This is a genomic window from Limnothrix sp. PR1529, assembly GCF_002742025.1.
GTDB lineage: Bacteria > Cyanobacteriota > Cyanobacteriia > CACIAM-69d > CACIAM-69d > CACIAM-69d.
Map to the genome: position 1 here is coordinate 41,729 of NZ_LIRO01000045.1, position 18,460 is coordinate 60,188.

Here is an 18,460-nt window from a genome sequence, read left to right on the forward strand (position 1 = left end):
TGAATGCCAATCGCCAATCAACATGGGGTTCGGAGCGATCGACTCCGGGCCCGGCCCTGGTGGTGTTGCGGTTGCGGTTGGCTCTGATTTGGGTATTGGGGGCTGCTTGCTTGCGGGTGGGCGCTTGGGCCCCGTTGGCGGTCTATGGCAGTTTGGCGATCGCCTGGGTTTGCTGGTTGCGGGTTCCGGCGCGATCGCTCCTGGGCCTGTTGGGGGCGGAACTGGTGTTTCTGAGCCTGGCGGCCTTGCCCCACGGTTGGGAGCGGGCCAGCTTCCTGATGGCGCGATCGCTGGTTTGCCTGTTGCTGATGAATGGGGTGTTGTTGACCCTGCCGCCCCATAGTTTGGCGATCGCCTTGAAAAGTTTGCCGCTGCCGGCCGCTTTGCGAGAAACGGCCCTCTTGGCGGGGCAATACCTGGAAATTGTGATCGACGAGGTGCAACGGATGCAGCGGGCGGCCGCCTGTCGGGGGCTGTCGGGGCCGGGCAGTTGGTTGCGCTATGTCAGCGCCGCCACCATCGGCTCTCTGTATTTGCGCAGTCTCGATCGCGCTGAGCGGGTCTACGCGGCCATGGTGGTTCGGGGCTATGGGGGAGCCTTGCCCCTATTGCACCCCAGCCCGCCACACCATCGCTGGTGGTTGTGGGGGGCGGCGGTGGGGGCTGCTGGTCTGGCGATCGGCTCCTACGGTTTTGAGTAGGGGTTTCGGCGCAGGTTTGCCCCCCTTTGGGACGATGCCAACGGGTGCTGGTTTGGCGCTGTTGCCCTAATCCCTTTAAGGTTGAGCAAGCAGGAATAAAGTTCGATCGCATGGCCGCCGCAACAGTTTCATGACCCTTTTTTCTAAATGCGAGCTTGATCGCGCTGAAGTGTCGGCCGCCGTTTTGGTGCAAGATTTGCAATTTGCCTATCCCCAACAGCCGCCGGTTTTGCAGGGAATTTCCTTTGCTTTGGAGCCGGGCGATCGGGTGGCCCTGTTGGGGCCCACCGGTTGTGGCAAAAGCACCCTCTTGGAGCAACTGATTGGCCTGAAGCAACCGAGCCGGGGCGCTGTGTGGATTGGGGGAACCCGGGTGGAGCCGCGCACCTTGCCCACCATTCGCCGCCGCTTGGGCTTTTGTTTCCAGGATGCCAACGACCAATTGTTTATGCCGACCATCTTGGAAGATGTGATGTTTGGGCCGCTGAACTATGGCATCCCGATCGCCCAAGCCAAAAACCAAGCCAGGGAACTCCTAGCCCGTTTTGATCTGTTGGCCTTTGAGGGGCGATCGGCCCATGAACTTTCGGGGGGGCAGCGGCGGTTGGCGGCCTTGGCGGCCGTGCTGGCCCTGGAGCCGGCCATTTTGGTGTTGGATGAGCCAACCACGGGCCTCGATCCTCGGTGGCGACGATCGCTCGCTCAGGTTTTGGAAACCTTGCCCATTCAATCGCTGATTGTGGCTTCCCATGATTTGCAATGGATTGGCAAAACCACCCATCGAGCCTTGATTTTGTCCCATGGGCGGATCCGAGAAGATCGACCCACGGCGGAATTATTGGGCGATCGGGCGCTGTTGGAATCCTACGATTTACCGCTGGATTATTAGCAAAATCATTGGCGCAATAACGAGCAACCAATGTCTCGAATTATGCGGATGATTCTGCTGGGTTTCCAAAAAGGTCTGACAGGGCGATCGATTCGTCGGGAAAGGCCAAGCAAGCGGCGCGATCGGCAGCGGTGAGGGTGAATTTGGTTTGATAGCCCTCGGAACTGGGATCACGATAAACCTCGAGTTTTTTGTGCTCCAAATCCACTAGCCAAAACTCGCCAATCCCCGATCGTGCGTAGAGTGGCCCTTTGACCTCGCGATCATATTTGGCGGTAAAATCTGCCACCTCAATCAGCAACAGCACATTGCTGGGTTTAGGGCCATAGCTTGCATAGAAATCATCCGCCCGCTCCAACAGCACCAAGTCTGGCTGCGGCTGCGAATCATCACCCAAATTGAGCGGATTTTTAACACTCACGATCGCCCTTTTTTGCAGGGACAAGACCCAATCCCGAGCTAACCGATTAATGCAAGCGGCATGTTGCGGACTGGTTGAAATCAGGTTTAGAACAATGCCGTGAATGAGTTCCGTATAAACTTCAGGGCCGAGAATGCCGGTTTCATAAAGGCGCTCGTACTCCGCGATCGTGAAGCGATAAATTTGCTCGGGTGCGATGGATTGCAGCGACAAGCGGTTAATCGATTCGGTCGCTGGTTGACTAGGCGGGCAAACTTGGCTCATAGGGGTTGTCACCCGTTGATCGGTTGATCCTTGGGTGCTAAACGATCGAACACCTTTCCAAACTAGCCTAATCGATCAAGCAATACTTCAATGATGGCACAGGAAGATGTTTTGCGAGACAATTATCTTTTCACAAAAACATTCGATGAATATTGATATCATGTCAATTAAATGACTTTTATCCTTAAGCATGATTACCCTCCAAGACTTTTACCGCAATTACGGAAAATTCCGGTATCTCCCTAACGAAGAACAAAGACAAGCTCTAGAAACCCCACCAGATCAGCCTCTCTTTGTTGTTGCGGGCCCCGGTACAGGAAAAACCACCTGTCTCACTCTCCGTATTCTCAAACTTATTCTGGTCGATGGATTGCCCCCCGAAAGCGTCCTCGCCACTACCTTCACCAAAAAGGCAGCAGAAGAACTGCGATCTCGCATCTTGGGATGGGGATTTTTGCTGCTGGAGGAACTAGAACGAGATCCTGAGCTAACTGATTCTACTAAAGATAAACTCCGTAAGTTGGACATCAACCAGATTCTGACTGGGACTCTGGATAGCCTTTGCGAGAAAATTCTGCGAGATTATCGCGAACCGGGAACCCAACCCCCAATTCTCATCGATGAGTTTGTCAGTAAAACTTTGATGCTGCGGGAAGGACTCTTCAAAGACCAACGTTACCAAGATGGAGACTTAGAGCAGTTTTTGCTGGCATTCCAGAACAATAATCGCTTTGGATTCAACACTGGGAAAAAGAACGATTACCTCCTCCAGCTCTGGGATCGACAGTTTCAAGATCAGGTCGATTGGGAAGGTTTTCTCGGTAGCTTGGATAAGCCAGAGGTTGCCGATACCTTACGAGAAATTATGGAGGACTATCGTGCTGCCCTCGATGAGGAATTGATGGTGGACTTTGCCATCCTTGAGCAAACCCTCTTGGAACGCTTGCAGGAGAGGAAGTTACCGGAGTTTACCGAAAGAATTCGGGCTGTGCTGGTGGACGAATATCAAGACAGTAACCTCCTTCAGGAAAGAATCTACTTTGAGCTGAGTCAGGTTAGCCAAGCCGCTTTGACGGTGGTGGGAGACGATGACCAAAGCCTCTATCGCTTCCGGGGGGCAACGGTTGAATTGTTTAGTCGATTTGATGAACGGCATCACGGGTTCTTTGGGGAAACACCGAAGACGGTCTTTTTGCGGACAAACTATCGCTCTACCAAGAACATCATCGAATTTGTAAATGATTATGTGACCCTTGATCGCCAATATCAGGAAGTGCGGGTTAAATCGAAACCTCCTCTGATTGCCGGAGGAAATGCCGAGCAAGGACTGCCCATTTTGGGGATGTTCCGTGAAAACCTCGATGAGTTGGCGACGGATCTGGCGGATTTTATTGAAAAAGTCTTTCGGGGGGATGGCTACCGTTTGCCTAATGGTGAACTGATCCAATGTGCTGAGAAGGGTGGGGATGTTGGTGATTGTGCCCTGCTTTGCAGTAGTCCAAGGGAGCGGAAACAAGATGGCTCATTACGGTTACCCGGTCTCCTGCGAGAAAAGTTCGGCGATCGCCTGTCGGTATTTAACCCCCGTGGTCAGACCCTGACGGAAGAGCCGAGGGTGGCATTGTTGGGCGGACTATTGCTGGAAGCTCTCGATGGCGATGGGTCAGTGATCGAGGGGACAAATAACCTAGATAATAGTTCGCTGACGACCTTTGATAATTGGCGTGAGGTGGCAATGGACTATCTGCGATCGCCAAATGCTTCCCCAGCACTCAAGGATTTTATTGATGGTTGGGCAAATCATCAAAGCAATCCGAGGTGGAAACGGTCCGTCCCAGTGTTGGACTTAATCTATGCCATCACCCACTTCTTTCCGGAGTTCTATGACGATCCAGAGGGTCAAGTTTTCCTAGAGGTCTTTACCCGTCAACTTTCTGCGTCGGAGCAGGTTGGCAAATTTAAGGGACGAGTCATTTGGGAACCTGATAAGCCCAGCCTTGGTGATGCGTCAGTACGGGAACTCTTGCGTAATTTTCTTTCTCCTATTGCTTCCGGCTCTGTCGGGGTCAACGAAGAACTGATGGAAACCTTTCCACGCGATCGCCTGAGCATTATCTCGATCCACCAAGCTAAAGGGTTGGAGTTTCCCCTCGTGATTATCGATGTGGGTTCTGAGTTCAAGACCAACCATCACTCTCAAGCTTTTAAGCGTTTTCCTAAAAAAGAGGGAACATCCCAAATCATCGAAAATATGGTACGTTCTCACACCACCCTCAATGTGGATACTCGCTCAGGGGGCGATCGCTGTTTTGATGATCTTTATCGACAGTATTTTGTGGCGTATAGTCGTCCCCAAGAAATTTTGCTGTTGGTGGGTTTAGACTCTGCTTTACCCCGTGACAGAAAACCGATTCCGAATGTGGCTTTGGGATGGCAGAGAACAGGGCAATCGGAATGGCTTAATGCGTTTCCGTTCTACGGTATCTAGTGGCTTGTGACTCAGACATTTCGTAATTGACTTTGTAATTCTGAGAACAACAATAAATCTATGCGACTTTCCAAAAGACCCCCAGTATATTCCTTGCCCTCCTATAGTTTGACGGGAGATTTACTCGGCTTTTTGCGGTGTGGACTGCAATATCGCTATACCAAAATCGGCAAGTTACCTGCGACCCGTCCCCTCCAAGCTTGGTTTGGTTCCTTTATCCATGGTGTCCTTGAGGAAGCCTACCGTCGTTATCTAGGAATACCGGAGATTCAGGCTCCGCAAGCTCCTCCTTACACTGATGATCTGCTGGATGAGATGTGTCAGTTGGTGAATAAGCGTGTTGCAGCACAAGGGTTGTTTCCGTGGAGTCAGGATTTAGAGGAGTTGGGCTATAAACGGGCAAAAATGGCTGTGAATGAGTTAGGTGTTTTACTTTTCCCGATGATCAGCAAGGCGGAGGTGCGACTTACTGGGGCAAGACCTCTTCCTAAGGATCTGATTCCGATCCAATACCAAACGAGAGAGGCAGATCGCTATGAGGTTTCTGGGGTTGTAGATGTGATTACCCATGTGGAACTTCATGCTCCTGAGCTTCAGAATAATGAGCTTCTACGTATGATTTTGCAGGGAATTCAGCGAGATGTGTCGGATTCTTTTGAGGTGATTATTGACTATAAAGGAATGCGTCGTCCACCGAAGACAGTGACAGAGAATAATCTGAGTTTTTGGGATATCTATGCTTGGCAAACCCAAACCTATGCTTATCTGAGAGGAAAACAGCAGGAGAGTTTACCTGTTGTAGCCGGAGTATTGATCTACCTGAATGAGTTATTGCCAACCCGGCAGGATATAGTTCGTCTGAAACAGGAAATTGAGAAAGGAACGACCGATGTTTTGCCGGAGAAGTGGAGTTTGGAGGATCGGGTTCTGAAAAGTTGGCGACCATCTCAGCCTGTGCCAAATTTACCGTTGGCGTATCGGTTAAAGCGAGCAATCCGAGTAGTAACCGTAGATCTCAATTCAATTCAAGAGGCTTTAGATAAATTTGACGAGACAGTAGCCAGGATTGAAATTTGTCGAGCCAAGGAACTTAAGCAGGGACGCTTAATATCTACTTGGGAGAAAAACTCTTCAGATGAAGAAACCTGTAATGTTTGCGATGCACGAACATTTTGTCCTAGCTATTCTGCGGAGACATTACCCAAGCTACCCTTAGGCTAGAGGTGATACCTATTCCATTCTCCTCATGGCTTTACTCTCTTCCAAGGTTCCTAGTACCTCAATTTCTTAATTCGGCATCGAGAAAATAAAGGAATCCCTATTGATGTCTTTGGTTTTGTTGGAGCTGAGTCTTGGTGTGATCACGAATGCGGTGCGGTTTTGAGTATGGACTAGTCCTGCCAACCGATCGCCCCCCGTCAGGGCCGCAACCCGCTACAATCAAAGCCGCTTTATGACAATCCTTTAGCCCCCAACACCATCGTGTCCGTTCGCGTTCGCCTCGCTCCTAGCCCCACCGGAAATCTCCACATCGGCACGGCCCGCACCGCCGTCTTTAACTGGCTTTATGCTCGTCGCACGGGTGGCACCTTTGTGCTGCGGATTGAAGACACCGACACCGAGCGATCGCGCCCCGAATTTGAAGCCAACATCCTCGAAGGCCTGCAATGGCTGGGCATGAACTGGGATGAAGGCCCGTTCTACCAGTCGAAGCGCAATGAGTTTTACAAGCAAGCGATCCAAACCCTGCTCGACAAGGGCTTGGCCTACCGCTGCTACACCACCCCGGAAGAACTGGAGCACCTGCGCGAGGGCCAAAAAGCCCGCAACGAAGCGCCCCGCTACGACAACCGCCACCGCAACCTGACCCCCGAGCAGGAAGCCGCCTTCATCGCCGAAGGTCGCCAGCCGGTGATCCGCTTCAAAATTGATGACAAGCGGACGATCGCTTGGAACGATCGGGTGCGCGGCACGGTGACATGGAAAGGCTTTGACCTGGGTGGCGACATGGTGGTGGCCCGGGCGGCCGGCATCGATGATGTGGGGCAACCGCTCTATAACTTGGCCGTGGTGGTCGATGACATTGATATGCAAATCACCCACGTGATCCGGGGTGAAGACCACATCGCCAACACTGCCAAGCAAATTTTGCTCTACGAAGCCCTGGGCGCAACGGTTCCCGAGTTTGCCCACACGCCGCTGATCCTGAACCGGGAAGGGCGCAAGCTCTCGAAGCGGGACGGGGCCACGTCGGTCTCGGAATTCCGCAACATGGGCTATTTGTCCGAGGCGATCGCCAACTACATGACCCTGCTGGGCTGGGCTCCGCCGGAAGGGATGGACGAGGTGTTTTCGCTGGAGCAAGCGGCCGCCCAATTTGAGATCGATCGCGTGAACAAGGCGGGCGCGAAGTTCGATTGGGACAAGCTGAACTGGCTGAACGCCCAATATCTGCACAAGATGCCGCCGGCCGAGCTGCTCGATCGCCTGATTCCCTACTGGCAAGGCGCGGGCTACAGCTTCGACCCCGTAGCCGATCGCCCCTGGCTGGAGGCTTTGGCGGGTCTGCTGGCCACGGCGATCGTCCGGTTGGATCAAGCGCCTGAGGCGGCCAAGCTGTTCTTTAGCGAAACGGTGGACTACACCGACGAAGCCAAGGCCCAACTGGCCCAGGCCGGCGGCGCGGAGATTTTGGCGGCGCTGGCAGAGGGCTTGACCGACCAGCCCTTGGATCACGACGCGGCTATGGCGCTGATTAATCAGGTGGTGAAGTCCACGGGCACGAAGAAGGGCCAGGTGATGCGGACTCTGCGGGCCACCTTGATGGGGGCAATGCAGGGGCCGGAGATGGTTCCCACTTGGCAGATCCTGAACCAACGCGGGTTCGATCGCGCCCGGATTGCGGCGGGCCAGGCGATCGCCCAAGGGTAGATCCCAGCAGGATGGCAAGGGGCTGAAGCCCCTTGTCTTTGGTTGCCTGTCCACAGATGGGATGGCCCCGCAAGCCCTAAGATCTTCGGCAAGAGATTTTTGGCAGTAAATCTTTAAATCTTTGGCAAGAGATTTTTGGCAGTAAATCTTTAAATCTTTGGCAAGAGATTTTTGGCAATAAATCTTTGGCAAGAGATCTCCTGTAACGCTTCCACTCGCTCGATCGCGCAAGGATCGAAACCGCAACTATGGCCATTCAATCCCTGTTTCAACCCCGCCACCGTCGGCTGATTGGGCGATCGCTGGGGTTACTGGTTTGGTTCGGGGCGATCGGGCTGGCCCCCGAGTTAGCCCAAGCCAGTCCCCTCACCCTGGCCCAAGTCAGCAACAGCAGCAATAATCCCCAACTTCAGGATCTGATCGAGCGGGGCGAGCAGTTTGTGCAGCGGCGCGATTGGGAATCGGCCCTAGTGATCTATGAACGGGCGGCCCAGCTCGATCGAGACAACGCCCGCATCTATTCCGGCATTGGCTATGTGCAAGCCATGCGCGGCAACTTCGCAGAAGCGGCCCGGGCCTATCAACAGGCAACGGTGCTTGATCCGCGCAATGCTGAATTTTTCTATGCCCTTGGGTTCAGCTTTGCCAACACTAACGACCTGGAGCCAGCCTTAGCCGCCTACTACCGTGCAGTGCAGTTGGATGAGCGTCACCTGAATGCCCATTTGGGGCTGGGAGCCGTGCTCTATCGCCAGGCCAACTACAGCGGCGCACTGCAAGCCTACCGTCAAGTTCTGAATCTGGATCCCCGGAATGCGACCGCCCAGGAGTTTGTGGGGCTAACCCTACTGAAGACCGGCGAAGTGCAACAGGCGATCGCGGCGTTGCAAGCGGCCCAAAAGCTGAACCCCCGCCGCGACAGCACCTATGTTTCGCTCGGGGTGGCCTGGTTGGCGGCCGGCAACAGCACGGAGGCCACGGCGGCTTTTGCCCAGGCAGCTCGACTGAATCCGCGAAATCCAACCGTTCATCTGCAAATTGGCAAAATTCTGCGGGAACAGGGCGATATTCCTGGAGCGCTCGCCGCCTATCAACGGGCGGTGTCGGCCGATGGAGATTCCTACGATGCCCAAGAGGCTCTGGCGGATCTGAGTTTGGAATCGGGCGATGTGCTGGTGGCGATTATTGGCTATCGGCGGTTGGTGGAGTTGCAGCCCAACACGGGCATGGCCCATTTCAAATTAGGTCGCGCGTTGGCCAAGCAGGGGCGAAATTTTGAGGCCCGGGAAGCGTTCGATCGCGCGGCCGCCTTGGGGGTTCCCGATGCGATCGCCGCCCGTGATGCTCTGCCCAAGTGATGGGCGGTTAAGCCGGGTCGCCAACCGTCGCGGCCTGGGATGGGTTCAAATTCGGCGGTTCCAACTGATCTAGGAAAGCCAAGGGATTAGCCATGTTCGCGGCAAAGCCCAGAATTCCCCGATCGCGGTGTTCATAAAGCAACGTCCCGGCGCGATCGAACACAAAGGTTCCCCCCCGTTGGGTCATATATTGAGCATCAGGAACGTAGCGATTCCAGTGGCTCAACACTTCCACCATATTTCGCAGTCGCAAGGTAGCCAGCTCAAAGGGACGCTGAAACCCGCGCCCACCGGCCAGGGCAAAAAATTCACCCTTGATCGGGGGCAGTAATTTCGTGTCGATCGTTTCGTCGTCAGCGATCAACTGCGGCGCAGCGCGATCGCCCCGGTAACCCCGAAACACCTCCGCCAGCGTGCCCGGACTGCCAATGCCCGCGCACATCAACATCAAATTCACCCAAGCACTTTGGCCCGATCGCAAACCCAACCACGATCGGGTTAAACCGCCATACAACCCCAATTCTCGATGGAGATCCGCCGTGGGATCGATCAACAGCGCTTCGGCGGGAAACCCCGTGTAATCGCAAAACTTTTCCCCCGAGGAGCGATCGCCAATCCCCACAGCCCGCAGCACAATTTCGTGATCACGCAGGCGATCGGCCTCCCGACGCAACCACCAGGCATATTCCAAACTATCAAAATCCCCCAATTGGGGCAGAGCAATAAACAGAATTTTGGCTGCCCGATCACACCCATCTAAAACAGGGACGATCGCGCCGTCACTCACACGTTCACGCTGGCAATTTTGCAAAATTGGGTAGCAAGAATCCATGACATTCAAGATCTTTCCAAGACTATTGGCAAGGCTAGAATTTTGCGAACATTGTCTAGGGGCAAGGGCCCGGTGCAAAGGGCGGTTCTTTCCAATTTCCTTCAATGCTGAATCGAATTCGATTGCCTGCAACTTGCACCCGTCCCATATCAATGTGGCGGACTGGCTCGCCCCCTCCGACAGGAACCACCTCCACACAACTCAAAAGCCGACGCGGATAATTACCGGTCATGAGGCGAGCTTCGTTGGGATAAATGCCAATGGAATTTGCTAATAAATCCGTTCCGGGGCGATTGCGCCGTTCTCGAATCACAAACCGCCGAATAAAAGCATCTTTGGTACGGTTTTCCAAAATCAGGGCCATAGTTGGCTGTCGATCGGGCGCATTATTTGGATCATTGCTGTTGCTGGGGAGCTGGGCCCGCAAAGGATTAGCTATCAGAATTAGCCCGATCGCGATCGCCCCAGAGCCGAGCCAAGCTCCACGATTGATGAGCCTATGATTCAAGATTTTGAGCTGGGTTTTGGGCTGCTCGCTTGGCTCTTGAGCAGTGTTTTTCTGGAATTTTTGAATCATGCCTGTTAATTTGGTTTTCAATTGAATCTCAGGGCTTACGAGGGTATCTGAAAAGGATCTTTGGGGACTAACAAAGTAAAGACGATTGCGGCGCAGGCTGCTTAAGCATTTTGTCCGCATCAATTGTTAAGATCCGCAGCCTCTCAGTTTTGACGTTTCAAATATTCTGTTGATCTTCCGGCTGATCCATCGCCAGCTCATCAGTCGATGAATCCATTTCCGAAAAATCAATATTGCTATAAAGATCAGTTAATTGCAAAGTTAATTCAACGGTTTTGAGCTGAAGGGTAGATTCAGGCTTGCGATATTCCAAAAATCGCCACTCACAATCTTCTAATTTGATGAATTGCTCAACGCGCATTTCGTATTGGTCAATTAGGAGATATTCCTGAAAGCTGGGAATGGTGCGATAGGCGGCAAATTTTTCGCCCCCATCATAGTTTCGGGTGGATTTGGACAATACTTCTGCAATCAGCAAGGGATTCGTTACCGTATCTTTGCGACCCGCTTGCAGTTCGATCGGCTTGGGCAACACCATCACATCGGGATAGGTATACATCCGCCGCTCAGGAATCCACAGCCGCTGATCCGTATGAAAGATTTCATAGGGACGATTGAGCAGTGCAAATAGTAGGCGTGCGTAGAACAATCCACTAATGCGATTGTGTTGGGGGGTTCCGCCAGTCATGGGGATGATGACTCCATCTCGGTATTCATGACGCTGATCGCTGTTGACTTCCCGATCAAGATACGCTTCCGGGCTGTAGACAACGAGGCTTTGGGGGTGCTTGTCCAGTTGGGCGATCATGGGCAAAATCTCCTGGCCGGGGAACTGGGGCAAATTGGCTTGAGTCGATCGCCCCGTCACTTTCCATCCTACCGTTTCGGTCTCGGCCGCGCCGCCGCCCGCCCCGATCGCGAGGTTGGAATCATGGTCACTGGGGTTACCGCTTTGGTAGTAGTTGCGATCGACTAATCCACTAATTGTTGGCGTAGGGTTTCGAGGACGATTTCGGCGGTTAGAATATGTGTGTTCGTTTGGCTGACCATGCTAAGTATCCTTATTTCTAACATTTCAACGGTCTTCTTCATTGTTTTGAATATTTTTGATACAGGTTTTTAGAAAATCTAGATCATTTTCGATAATATTCCAGACAATTTTATTGTTGATACTGAAATAGGCGTGGGCGATCATATCTCTCATGCCTGCAATTTGTTTCCATTGAATTTCTGGATGTTGATCACGAATGTCTTGCGGAATCTGTTTTGTTGCTTCTCCGATGATGAGCAGGTTGAGAATCACTGCATCTTTTGTCCGTCGATCTTGTACAAATTCCTCATAGCTTATGTTTGTAGTATCGCTTTGAATGTTGTCAATGCTATTGAGAATATCCACTAGATACAGTTTGAGGTTGCGTGACATAGATCGCCTTTTGAATAATGCTTTCTTTGATCTGGGGTTTAATATCTTCTTGGATTACTAAGTCTATTTTTTTCTGAAATAAGTCTTCGAGAAAAAATTTCAGACTCATATATAAATTCAAGGTTGGATCGCCAGCAAATTCAACCAAGAAATCGAGGTCGCTGTGTTCGGTGGCTTGGTTGCAGGCAGTGGAACCAAAGAGGGCGAGGGTTTTGATGTTGTATTGCTCAAAAAGGTTCGGTTGTTGGCGCAGGGTTGCAAGGACGGTTTCGGCGGTGAGGGTTGTCATGTTTTTGTGTTGATCGTGATGGTGCTTTTTAAGTCAGATGCTTTTTAATTCAGGCTGAATTTAACTGAGATCTTCATTCTGTTCAATAGTTTCAATGCAGCTCTTGAGCGGATCAAGTTCAGTTTGAGTGATGTCCCAAATAATCTCTGGATCTAGTGAAAAATAAGTGTGGGCGATGATATTTCGTAGACCAATGATGCTATTCCAGTCAATTTGTGGATATTTTTCTCGAATAGATAGCGGAATTTGCTTGACTGATTCTCCGATGATTTGCAGATTCAAGATAACACCATCAAAAACGATATCGTTTTTTAGTAGATCTGCCTTTTGATACTCCCTGGTTGCTTTTTGGATTTTAGAGATGCTTTCGAGAATATCTTGAATATAAAGCCGAATATTTCTAGACATAGATTGCTTCGCTTAGAACTTGGTCTCGAATTATTGATTTGATTGATCTTTGAGTCACTAGATCGACGGGCTTATGAAACAGCTCTTCCAGGTAGAACTTTAGTTTCATATATCCTTTAAAGGTGGGTTTTCCGACAAATTCGACTAAGAAATCGAGGTCGCTGTGTTCGGTGGCTTGGTTGCGAGCGGTGGAACCGAAGAGGGCCAAGGTTTTGATGTTGTATTGCTCAAAGAGCTTGGGTTGTTGGCGCAGGGTTGCGAGGACGGTTTCAGCGGTGAGGGTTGTTGGCTTTGGTTCATTGAGCATAATTTTCTAGTCTGTTAGGTTGTTGAGGATTTTGAGTAATTCTGGTTTGAGGACTGGTAGATCATTATTAACAGTATTCCAGAGTATTTTTAAGTTCACACCAAAGTAGTGATGAATCATTTTGTCTCTCATACCTGCGATCGCTTTCCATGGAATCGCTGAATATTGTTCGCAAATCTCTTTTGGAATCTGCTTGGAGGCTTCACCAATGATTTCAATGGCTCGACTTACGGCAAAAATGGTCTTCTGATCATCCTCAAATGTTTTAAAGGTTAGACCGGCTATAAATTCCTGAGTAAGGTCGATCGAGGAAATCATATCGTTGAGAAAGTCTCTAATTTTTCTGGGAGTCATAGATAAATCACGTCGTCTAAGATATTTTGCTTCAGGCTGGGTTTGAGGTTTTCAGAAATCACGAGATCAACTTTTTTGCCGAGTTTTTCGCTTAGGGTATTTTCGATGTGGCAAAAGGTGATGAGACCGAAGGTGATGTCGGAATCAAGTTCGATAAGTAGATCAATGTCGCTTTCTGCGGTGGCTTGGTTGCGGCTGTAGGAACCAAAGAGTCCGAGTTTTTTGATGTTGTATTGTTGTTGAAGCGTTGGGAAAAGTTGGCGCAGGGTTGCAAGGACGGTTTCGGCGGTGAGGGGTTGGGCTTGGGTGTCTGGGGTCATGGGCCGATCGCCCTGGGTGGCGTGGATTAGGGGTGATAGATTTCGTATTCGCGAATGGTGGTGAGTGCAGCATCAAGGGTGATGTTTTCGTGGGTTGTCCACCATTTACCAGTGTGGCGGAAGTAGGCGAGATTAAATTGGTCGGGAGCGACGTATTCGAGGCGGGTGAATCGCTCTTCGATCGCCTCTCTGATCACGCTGTCTTTGAATTCTGCGATCGCGGCTTCAACGGCTTCCGAGTTCTTGAGGCGGCAGGTGTAGCAGAGATAAATAAAGCTGCGATGCCATTTGATGAATAGGCTTTCGATTTGGAAGTAGGCGTGTTGGTCTTGGTGGAGATAGCGTGGGGCTAGGTCAGTGTCGATCAGGGTTTGCACCTGTTGGGTAATGGCTTGTTTTTCGGCTTCGGGGACTTTGGGTTTGTTTTGCTTCGAGGGAGAATAAACCCATTGGTATTTGCTTGATTTTGGCATGGTTTTAGACCTTGTTTTTTCCGGTTACAGCTTCAACAATCAGAATTTAATTTAGTTCATTCAGCTCTTCTGATCGCTTATGTTTCAGAAAATTAATCACTATGCCACTCCATAATTAGTAAATGGACGCTTGAACGGTGGCTGTAGCCCCAGGACAATATCCGATCGCTCAACCCCCAACTCGATCAAATCTTCCGCCGGATCTTGATCCGTCATATTTTCCTGAATCCAGACCCGCCCATCCTTGATATCGAAATGCATAATCGGATGGTAAATACGCTTCGACCCCTCCCAACCTAAATCTAACCAAAGATAGTGATCGCGAACCTCATCCAAAATCAACTGAGACTCGTATGCATTTCCCACACGCTCCCCAGAGTGGTACTCAGACAATAATTGTTTAATTGCATTGCGATACATGATTAATCGATCCATCGCACTAAACCTCCCTGCTCAGAATCATAAATAATTAGCCGTAGTGAATATTCTTGAATTGCTGATTGCGTAAATTCCAGTGAAAAAAAGCGTTCATAAGTTTCCAGCGGCACTGCCAAGAATAACTCTCGATCTGGCTGGACTCTCTGAAGTGCCAACCGATAACTTAGAAATTGACCCAATGCACTATAAAAATCGGTTATGAATGACGACTTCACAAAGCTTTTGATTTCGACTGCAATTTTCCGATTTTCCCGTTCCGCTGCGATAACCCGCTCCGCCGCTAAATCCACCTCAAAATTAACGCGACCAAACGATAGATATAACGGATCGGCCGTAATCACCCATCCCTCTGCCTCCAATCCAGCCTTGACCAGATCATGAAACATATCTCTAGCCATTCCTCATAACCCCGCAAAATTCACCAGATTTTTGAGTAAGCCCTCCGTTTCTGCCTCAAGTTGGAGAATCTCCGCCATTGCCTCCACCAACGATCACAACGGCTGGCGCTTGTAAAAATACTTGTTAAAGCTAATCTCATAGCCAATTGTAGTCTTGCTCAAATTGATCAACGTATCCTCCACATGCGGTTTCACCTCCCGCAAAACATAGCCGCGCATTGGATCCGCCAACGGGCTTGATTCCGGATCCCGTAACTGACTGTCCGGCTCACACCCTACCCACACCCTAGGGCGATCGCTCGGAAAATAGCCAAAATCTTGAGCTGCTTCGGCGACAGCGCCAACGAACCCCGCTTCCCATCGTTCAATTTTGCACGCGCCCCTTGACCGTTGCGCCGCCGCCCACCCCGATCGAACGCTAGGATAAAGAGCGCTATTTTCGATTTGCTGGCGTTTGTTGCGGTGGTTGCCCCCATGGCTAGTTCTGCTAATTCCCGTCCCCATCCCGATCGCCAGCCGCAGTCTCCCGAAGTCCGCGAGCGGATCCATGTGCGCGGCGCAAGGCAACACAACCTGAAAAATCTTGATTTGGAGCTGCCCCGCAACCAATTAATTGTGTTTACGGGGGTGTCGGGATCGGGAAAATCTTCGTTGGCGTTTGACACGATCTTTGCAGAGGGTCAGCGGCGCTATGTGGAGTCCCTGAGCGCCTATGCAAGGCAGTTTTTGGGACAGGTGGATAAGCCCGATGTGGACGCGATCGAGGGGCTGAGTCCGGCCATTTCGATCGACCAAAAATCCACCAGCCACAACCCCCGATCGACCGTGGGCACGGTGACGGAAATCTATGACTATTTGCGGTTGCTCTATGGGCGGGCCGGTGAACCCCATTGTCCCGTTTGCGATCGAGGAATTGCGCCCCAAGCGATCGATCAAATGTGCGATCGGGTGATGGAACTGCCCGATCGGACTCGGTTCCAAATTCTGGCCCCGGTGGTGCGCGGCAAAAAAGGAACCCACAAAAAATTGCTATCGAGTTTGGTATCCGAAGGCTTTGCGCGGGTGCGAATTGATGGGGAAGTGCGCGAGCTGAGCGATGCGATCGAACTGGATAAAAACAAATTTCACGACATTGAAATTGTGGTCGATCGCCTAATTAAAAAAGAAGGCATCCAAGAGCGGCTCGTTGACTCCTTGCAAACTTGCCTCAAACATGCGGGCGGGGTGGCTGTGGTGGATATTTTGCCCGCCGCTAATTCGACGGATTCCGGAGCCAATGGCACAACGGCTGCGGATTCGACCAATGGGGAAGCGAATTCCGAAACGGCAACAGAATTGCCCCAATCTTTGGTTTTTTCTGAGAATTTTGCTTGCCCTGAACATGGCGCGGTGATGGAGGAATTGTCGCCGCGACTCTTTTCGTTTAATTCACCCTATGGGGCTTGTCCCGCTTGTCATGGATTGGGATTCTTACGCACCTTTTCCCCAGAATTGGTAATTCCTGATCCCAAGTTGCCGGTCTATGCGGCGGTGGCCCCTTGGTCAGATAAGGACAGTACCTATTACCTATCCTTGCTGCACAGTGTGGGGCAGGCCTTTGGGTTTGAAATTCAAACGCCTTGGAACCAGCTCAGCGAAGAACAGCAACAGATCTTGTTGTACGGCACGGATAAACCAATTTGGATTGAAACGGATTCCCGATTCCGAGAACGCCAGGGCTATCACCGAAAGTATGAAGGGATCTTGCCGATTTTGGATCGACAATATCGCGAATCCACCTCTGATCAATACAAACAAAAGCTAGAGCAATATTTAGTCGATCAAGCTTGCGAGGTTTGCCAGGGTCAACGGTTGAAACCGGAGGCACTGGCCGTGCGCTTGGGGCCCTACCGAATTATTGATTTAACCAATGTGTCGGTACGAGAGGCCTTGGCGCGGGTGCAACAACTCACGGGCAGCGTTGATGGCCGATCGCTCCTGTCAGAACGGCAACAGGCGATCGGGGCCTTGGCGCTGAAGGAGGTGGAATCGCGGTTGAAGTTTTTGATCGATGTGGGGTTGGATTATTTGACCTTGGATCGATCGGCGGCAACCCTTTCCGGCGGCGAGGCCCAGCGGATCCGCCTAGCCACCCAAATTGGCGCAGGCTTGACGGGGGTGCTCTATGTGTTGGATGAACCGAGCATTGGTCTGCACCAGCGGGATAACGATCGGCTGTTGGCCACCCTCACCCGGTTGCGGGACTTGGGCAACACGCTGATTGTGGTGGAGCACGATGAAGACACGATTCGGGCGGCGGATCACTTGGTGGACATTGGCCCCGGCGCGGGCATCCATGGGGGCGAAATTGTGGCCCAAGGTTCCCTGGCGGATTTGCTGAAGGCGGAAACCTCCTTAACGGGGGCCTATCTGTCCGGGCGGCGGCAAATTTGCACCCCGGCCGAGCGTCGATCGGGCAATGGCCTGAGTCTGAAAATCTTGGATGCCTACCGCAATAATTTGCAGCACGTAAGCGTGGAAGTGCCCCTGGGCAAATTTGTTTGCGTGACGGGGGTATCTGGTTCCGGCAAGTCCACCTTGGTGAATGAGCTGCTGTTGCCTGCGCTCTATCACCACCTGGGTCACAAAATTCCGTTTCCGGCGGATTTGGGCGATATTCGCGGCCTGCAACATATCGACAAGGCGATCGCGATCGACCAATCCCCGATCGGGCGCACGCCCCGCTCCAACCCCGCCACCTATACGGGCGCGTTTGACATCATCCGTGACGTGTTCACCCAGACGATCGAGGCCAAAGCGCGGGGCTACAAAGCCGGCCAGTTTTCCTTCAACGTCAAGGGTGGCCGCTGCGAGGCCTGTGGCGGCCAGGGCGTGAACACGATCGAAATGAATTTCTTGCCCGATGTCTATGTGCAGTGCGAAGTCTGCAAAGGCAAGCGCTACAACCGGGAAACGCTCCAGGTGAAATACAAGGGCTACTCGATCGCCGACGTGCTGGAAATGACGATCGATGAGGCCCTGGAGGTGTTCCAAAATGTGCCGAAAGCCGTCAGTCGTCTGCAAACCCTCTCCGATGTGGGTCTGGGTTACATCAAGCTCGGCCAACCGGCCCCCACCCTCTCCGGCGGCGAGGCCCAGCGGGTGAAGCTGGCCACGGAACTATCCCGCCGAGCCACCGGCAAAACCCTGTATCTGATCGACGAGCCGACCACGGGACTTTCGTTCTATGACGTGCATAAGCTGCTGGACGTGGTGCAACGACTGGTGGATAAGGGCAACACGGTGCTGGCGATCGAGCACAACTTGGACTTCATCCGGTGCGCCGATTGGGTGATTGATCTGGGGCCCGAAGGGGGCGATCGGGGTGGGCAAATCATCGCCACCGGCACGCCGGAACAGGTGGCGGTGAATCCGGTTTCCCACACGGGACGCTATCTCAAGCTCGCCCTGGAGCAGCATCCTCCCTGCGGGGAGTGATGTTCAAATTGGGTGGCGATTGCCCCCCCGCCAGACAACCGCCTAGGGGCGATCGCCCAGTCGCCGCTCCCTCAATGCAACGGCTAGACTGATTAGCAGCCTGAGAGACCCG

At 52.0% G+C, this 18,460-nt stretch carries 21 protein-coding genes; 8 read left to right on the forward strand and 13 right to left on the reverse strand.

Annotated elements, in window-relative coordinates:
* Nucleotides 1-56: 56 nt before the first annotated feature.
* Complete coding sequence (locus AMR42_RS07385) at nucleotides 57-701, forward strand: energy-coupling factor transporter transmembrane protein EcfT (RefSeq protein ID WP_099532869.1); 645 nt, start codon at nucleotides 57-59, stop codon at nucleotides 699-701.
* 130 nt (nucleotides 702-831) lie between these two features.
* Complete coding sequence (locus tag AMR42_RS07390; RefSeq protein WP_099532813.1) at nucleotides 832-1,590, forward strand: energy-coupling factor ABC transporter ATP-binding protein; 759 nt, start codon at nucleotides 832-834, stop codon at nucleotides 1,588-1,590.
* 40 nt (nucleotides 1,591-1,630) lie between these two features.
* Here the strand turns inward: AMR42_RS07390 and AMR42_RS07395 are convergent, their stop codons facing one another.
* Nucleotides 1,631-2,275: a Uma2 family endonuclease gene (locus tag AMR42_RS07395; RefSeq protein ID WP_099532814.1), complete on the reverse strand. Its 645-nt coding sequence runs from the start codon at nucleotides 2,273-2,275 to the stop codon at nucleotides 1,631-1,633.
* A gap of 190 nt (nucleotides 2,276-2,465) precedes the next feature.
* On the opposite strand from AMR42_RS07395, the gene AMR42_RS07400 reads away from it, so the two are divergent.
* From AMR42_RS07400 to AMR42_RS07415, 4 genes are all read left to right on the forward strand, one after another.
* A complete protein-coding gene (locus AMR42_RS07400) occupies nucleotides 2,466-4,763 on the forward strand; it encodes an ATP-dependent helicase (RefSeq protein ID WP_099532815.1) in 2,298 nt (765 codons plus the stop codon).
* 108 nt (nucleotides 4,764-4,871) lie between these two features.
* Complete coding sequence (locus AMR42_RS07405) at nucleotides 4,872-5,984, forward strand: PD-(D/E)XK nuclease family protein (protein WP_234406765.1); 1,113 nt, start codon at nucleotides 4,872-4,874, stop codon at nucleotides 5,982-5,984.
* A gap of 261 nt (nucleotides 5,985-6,245) precedes the next feature.
* On the forward strand, nucleotides 6,246-7,694 hold the full coding sequence (gene gltX / locus AMR42_RS07410) for a glutamate--tRNA ligase (RefSeq protein ID WP_099532817.1): 1,449 nt from the start codon (nucleotides 6,246-6,248) through the stop codon (nucleotides 7,692-7,694).
* Nucleotides 7,695-7,942: 248 nt separating this feature from the next.
* Entirely contained in the window at nucleotides 7,943-9,052 is a 1,110-nt protein-coding gene (locus tag AMR42_RS07415; RefSeq protein ID WP_099532818.1) for a lipopolysaccharide assembly protein LapB, read from the forward strand.
* Between the two features lie 7 nt (nucleotides 9,053-9,059).
* Here the strand turns inward: AMR42_RS07415 and AMR42_RS07420 are convergent, their stop codons facing one another.
* From AMR42_RS07420 to AMR42_RS07430, 3 genes are all read right to left on the reverse strand, one after another.
* On the reverse strand, nucleotides 9,060-9,884 hold the full coding sequence (locus AMR42_RS07420) for a peroxiredoxin-like family protein (protein ID WP_099532819.1): 825 nt from the start codon (nucleotides 9,882-9,884) through the stop codon (nucleotides 9,060-9,062).
* A 55-nt stretch (nucleotides 9,885-9,939) separates the two neighbouring features.
* A complete protein-coding gene (locus AMR42_RS07425; protein WP_099532820.1) occupies nucleotides 9,940-10,461 on the reverse strand; it encodes a hypothetical protein in 522 nt (173 codons plus the stop codon).
* 157 nt (nucleotides 10,462-10,618) lie between these two features.
* Nucleotides 10,619-11,269, reverse strand: a complete 651-nt coding sequence (locus AMR42_RS07430) for a Uma2 family endonuclease (protein ID WP_099532821.1) — start codon at nucleotides 11,267-11,269, stop codon at nucleotides 10,619-10,621.
* On the opposite strand from AMR42_RS07430, the gene AMR42_RS07435 reads away from it, so the two are divergent.
* Nucleotides 11,177-11,437: a hypothetical protein gene (locus AMR42_RS07435; RefSeq protein WP_199858118.1), complete on the forward strand. Its 261-nt coding sequence runs from the start codon at nucleotides 11,177-11,179 to the stop codon at nucleotides 11,435-11,437. The genes AMR42_RS07430 and AMR42_RS07435 overlap by 93 nt on opposite strands.
* Nucleotides 11,438-11,536: 99 nt before the next feature.
* On the opposite strand, the gene AMR42_RS07440 is transcribed toward AMR42_RS07435, so the two are convergent.
* From AMR42_RS07440 to AMR42_RS07480, 9 genes are all read right to left on the reverse strand, one after another.
* Nucleotides 11,537-11,857 (reverse strand): DUF86 domain-containing protein, encoded by a 321-nt coding sequence (locus AMR42_RS07440; protein WP_234406767.1) that lies wholly within the window; start codon nucleotides 11,855-11,857, stop codon nucleotides 11,537-11,539.
* Nucleotides 11,841-12,173: a nucleotidyltransferase family protein gene (locus AMR42_RS07445; protein WP_099532824.1), complete on the reverse strand. Its 333-nt coding sequence runs from the start codon at nucleotides 12,171-12,173 to the stop codon at nucleotides 11,841-11,843. The genes AMR42_RS07440 and AMR42_RS07445 overlap by 17 nt, the downstream gene beginning before the upstream one ends.
* A gap of 60 nt (nucleotides 12,174-12,233) precedes the next feature.
* A complete protein-coding gene (locus tag AMR42_RS07450) occupies nucleotides 12,234-12,581 on the reverse strand; it encodes a DUF86 domain-containing protein (RefSeq protein WP_099532825.1) in 348 nt (115 codons plus the stop codon).
* Nucleotides 12,574-12,888: a nucleotidyltransferase family protein gene (locus AMR42_RS07455; RefSeq protein ID WP_099532826.1), complete on the reverse strand. Its 315-nt coding sequence runs from the start codon at nucleotides 12,886-12,888 to the stop codon at nucleotides 12,574-12,576. Before AMR42_RS07455 ends, AMR42_RS07450 begins: the two co-directional genes overlap by 8 nt.
* A gap of 6 nt (nucleotides 12,889-12,894) precedes the next feature.
* Nucleotides 12,895-13,206: a DUF86 domain-containing protein gene (locus tag AMR42_RS07460; RefSeq protein ID WP_234406768.1), complete on the reverse strand. Its 312-nt coding sequence runs from the start codon at nucleotides 13,204-13,206 to the stop codon at nucleotides 12,895-12,897.
* 32 nt (nucleotides 13,207-13,238) lie between these two features.
* Nucleotides 13,239-13,562 carry a nucleotidyltransferase family protein gene (locus AMR42_RS07465; protein WP_099532828.1) on the reverse strand — a complete coding sequence of 108 codons (324 nt, stop codon included), beginning with the start codon at nucleotides 13,560-13,562 and terminating at the stop codon, nucleotides 13,239-13,241.
* Between the two features lie 26 nt (nucleotides 13,563-13,588).
* Nucleotides 13,589-14,035, reverse strand: coding sequence for a hypothetical protein (locus AMR42_RS07470; protein WP_099532829.1), 447 nt, complete (start codon nucleotides 14,033-14,035; stop codon nucleotides 13,589-13,591).
* Nucleotides 14,036-14,134: 99 nt separating this feature from the next.
* Complete coding sequence (locus AMR42_RS07475) at nucleotides 14,135-14,470, reverse strand: XisI protein (protein WP_099532830.1); 336 nt, start codon at nucleotides 14,468-14,470, stop codon at nucleotides 14,135-14,137.
* Nucleotides 14,458-14,871 carry an element excision factor XisH family protein gene (locus AMR42_RS07480; RefSeq protein ID WP_099532831.1) on the reverse strand — a complete coding sequence of 138 codons (414 nt, stop codon included), beginning with the start codon at nucleotides 14,869-14,871 and terminating at the stop codon, nucleotides 14,458-14,460. Before AMR42_RS07480 ends, AMR42_RS07475 begins: the two co-directional genes overlap by 13 nt.
* Nucleotides 14,872-15,345: 474 nt before the next feature.
* Between AMR42_RS07480 and uvrA the strand changes: the two genes are divergently transcribed.
* Nucleotides 15,346-18,348: an excinuclease ABC subunit UvrA gene (gene uvrA, locus AMR42_RS07495; RefSeq protein WP_099532834.1), complete on the forward strand. Its 3,003-nt coding sequence runs from the start codon at nucleotides 15,346-15,348 to the stop codon at nucleotides 18,346-18,348.
* The last annotated feature ends 112 nt before the right edge of the window (nucleotides 18,349-18,460 follow it).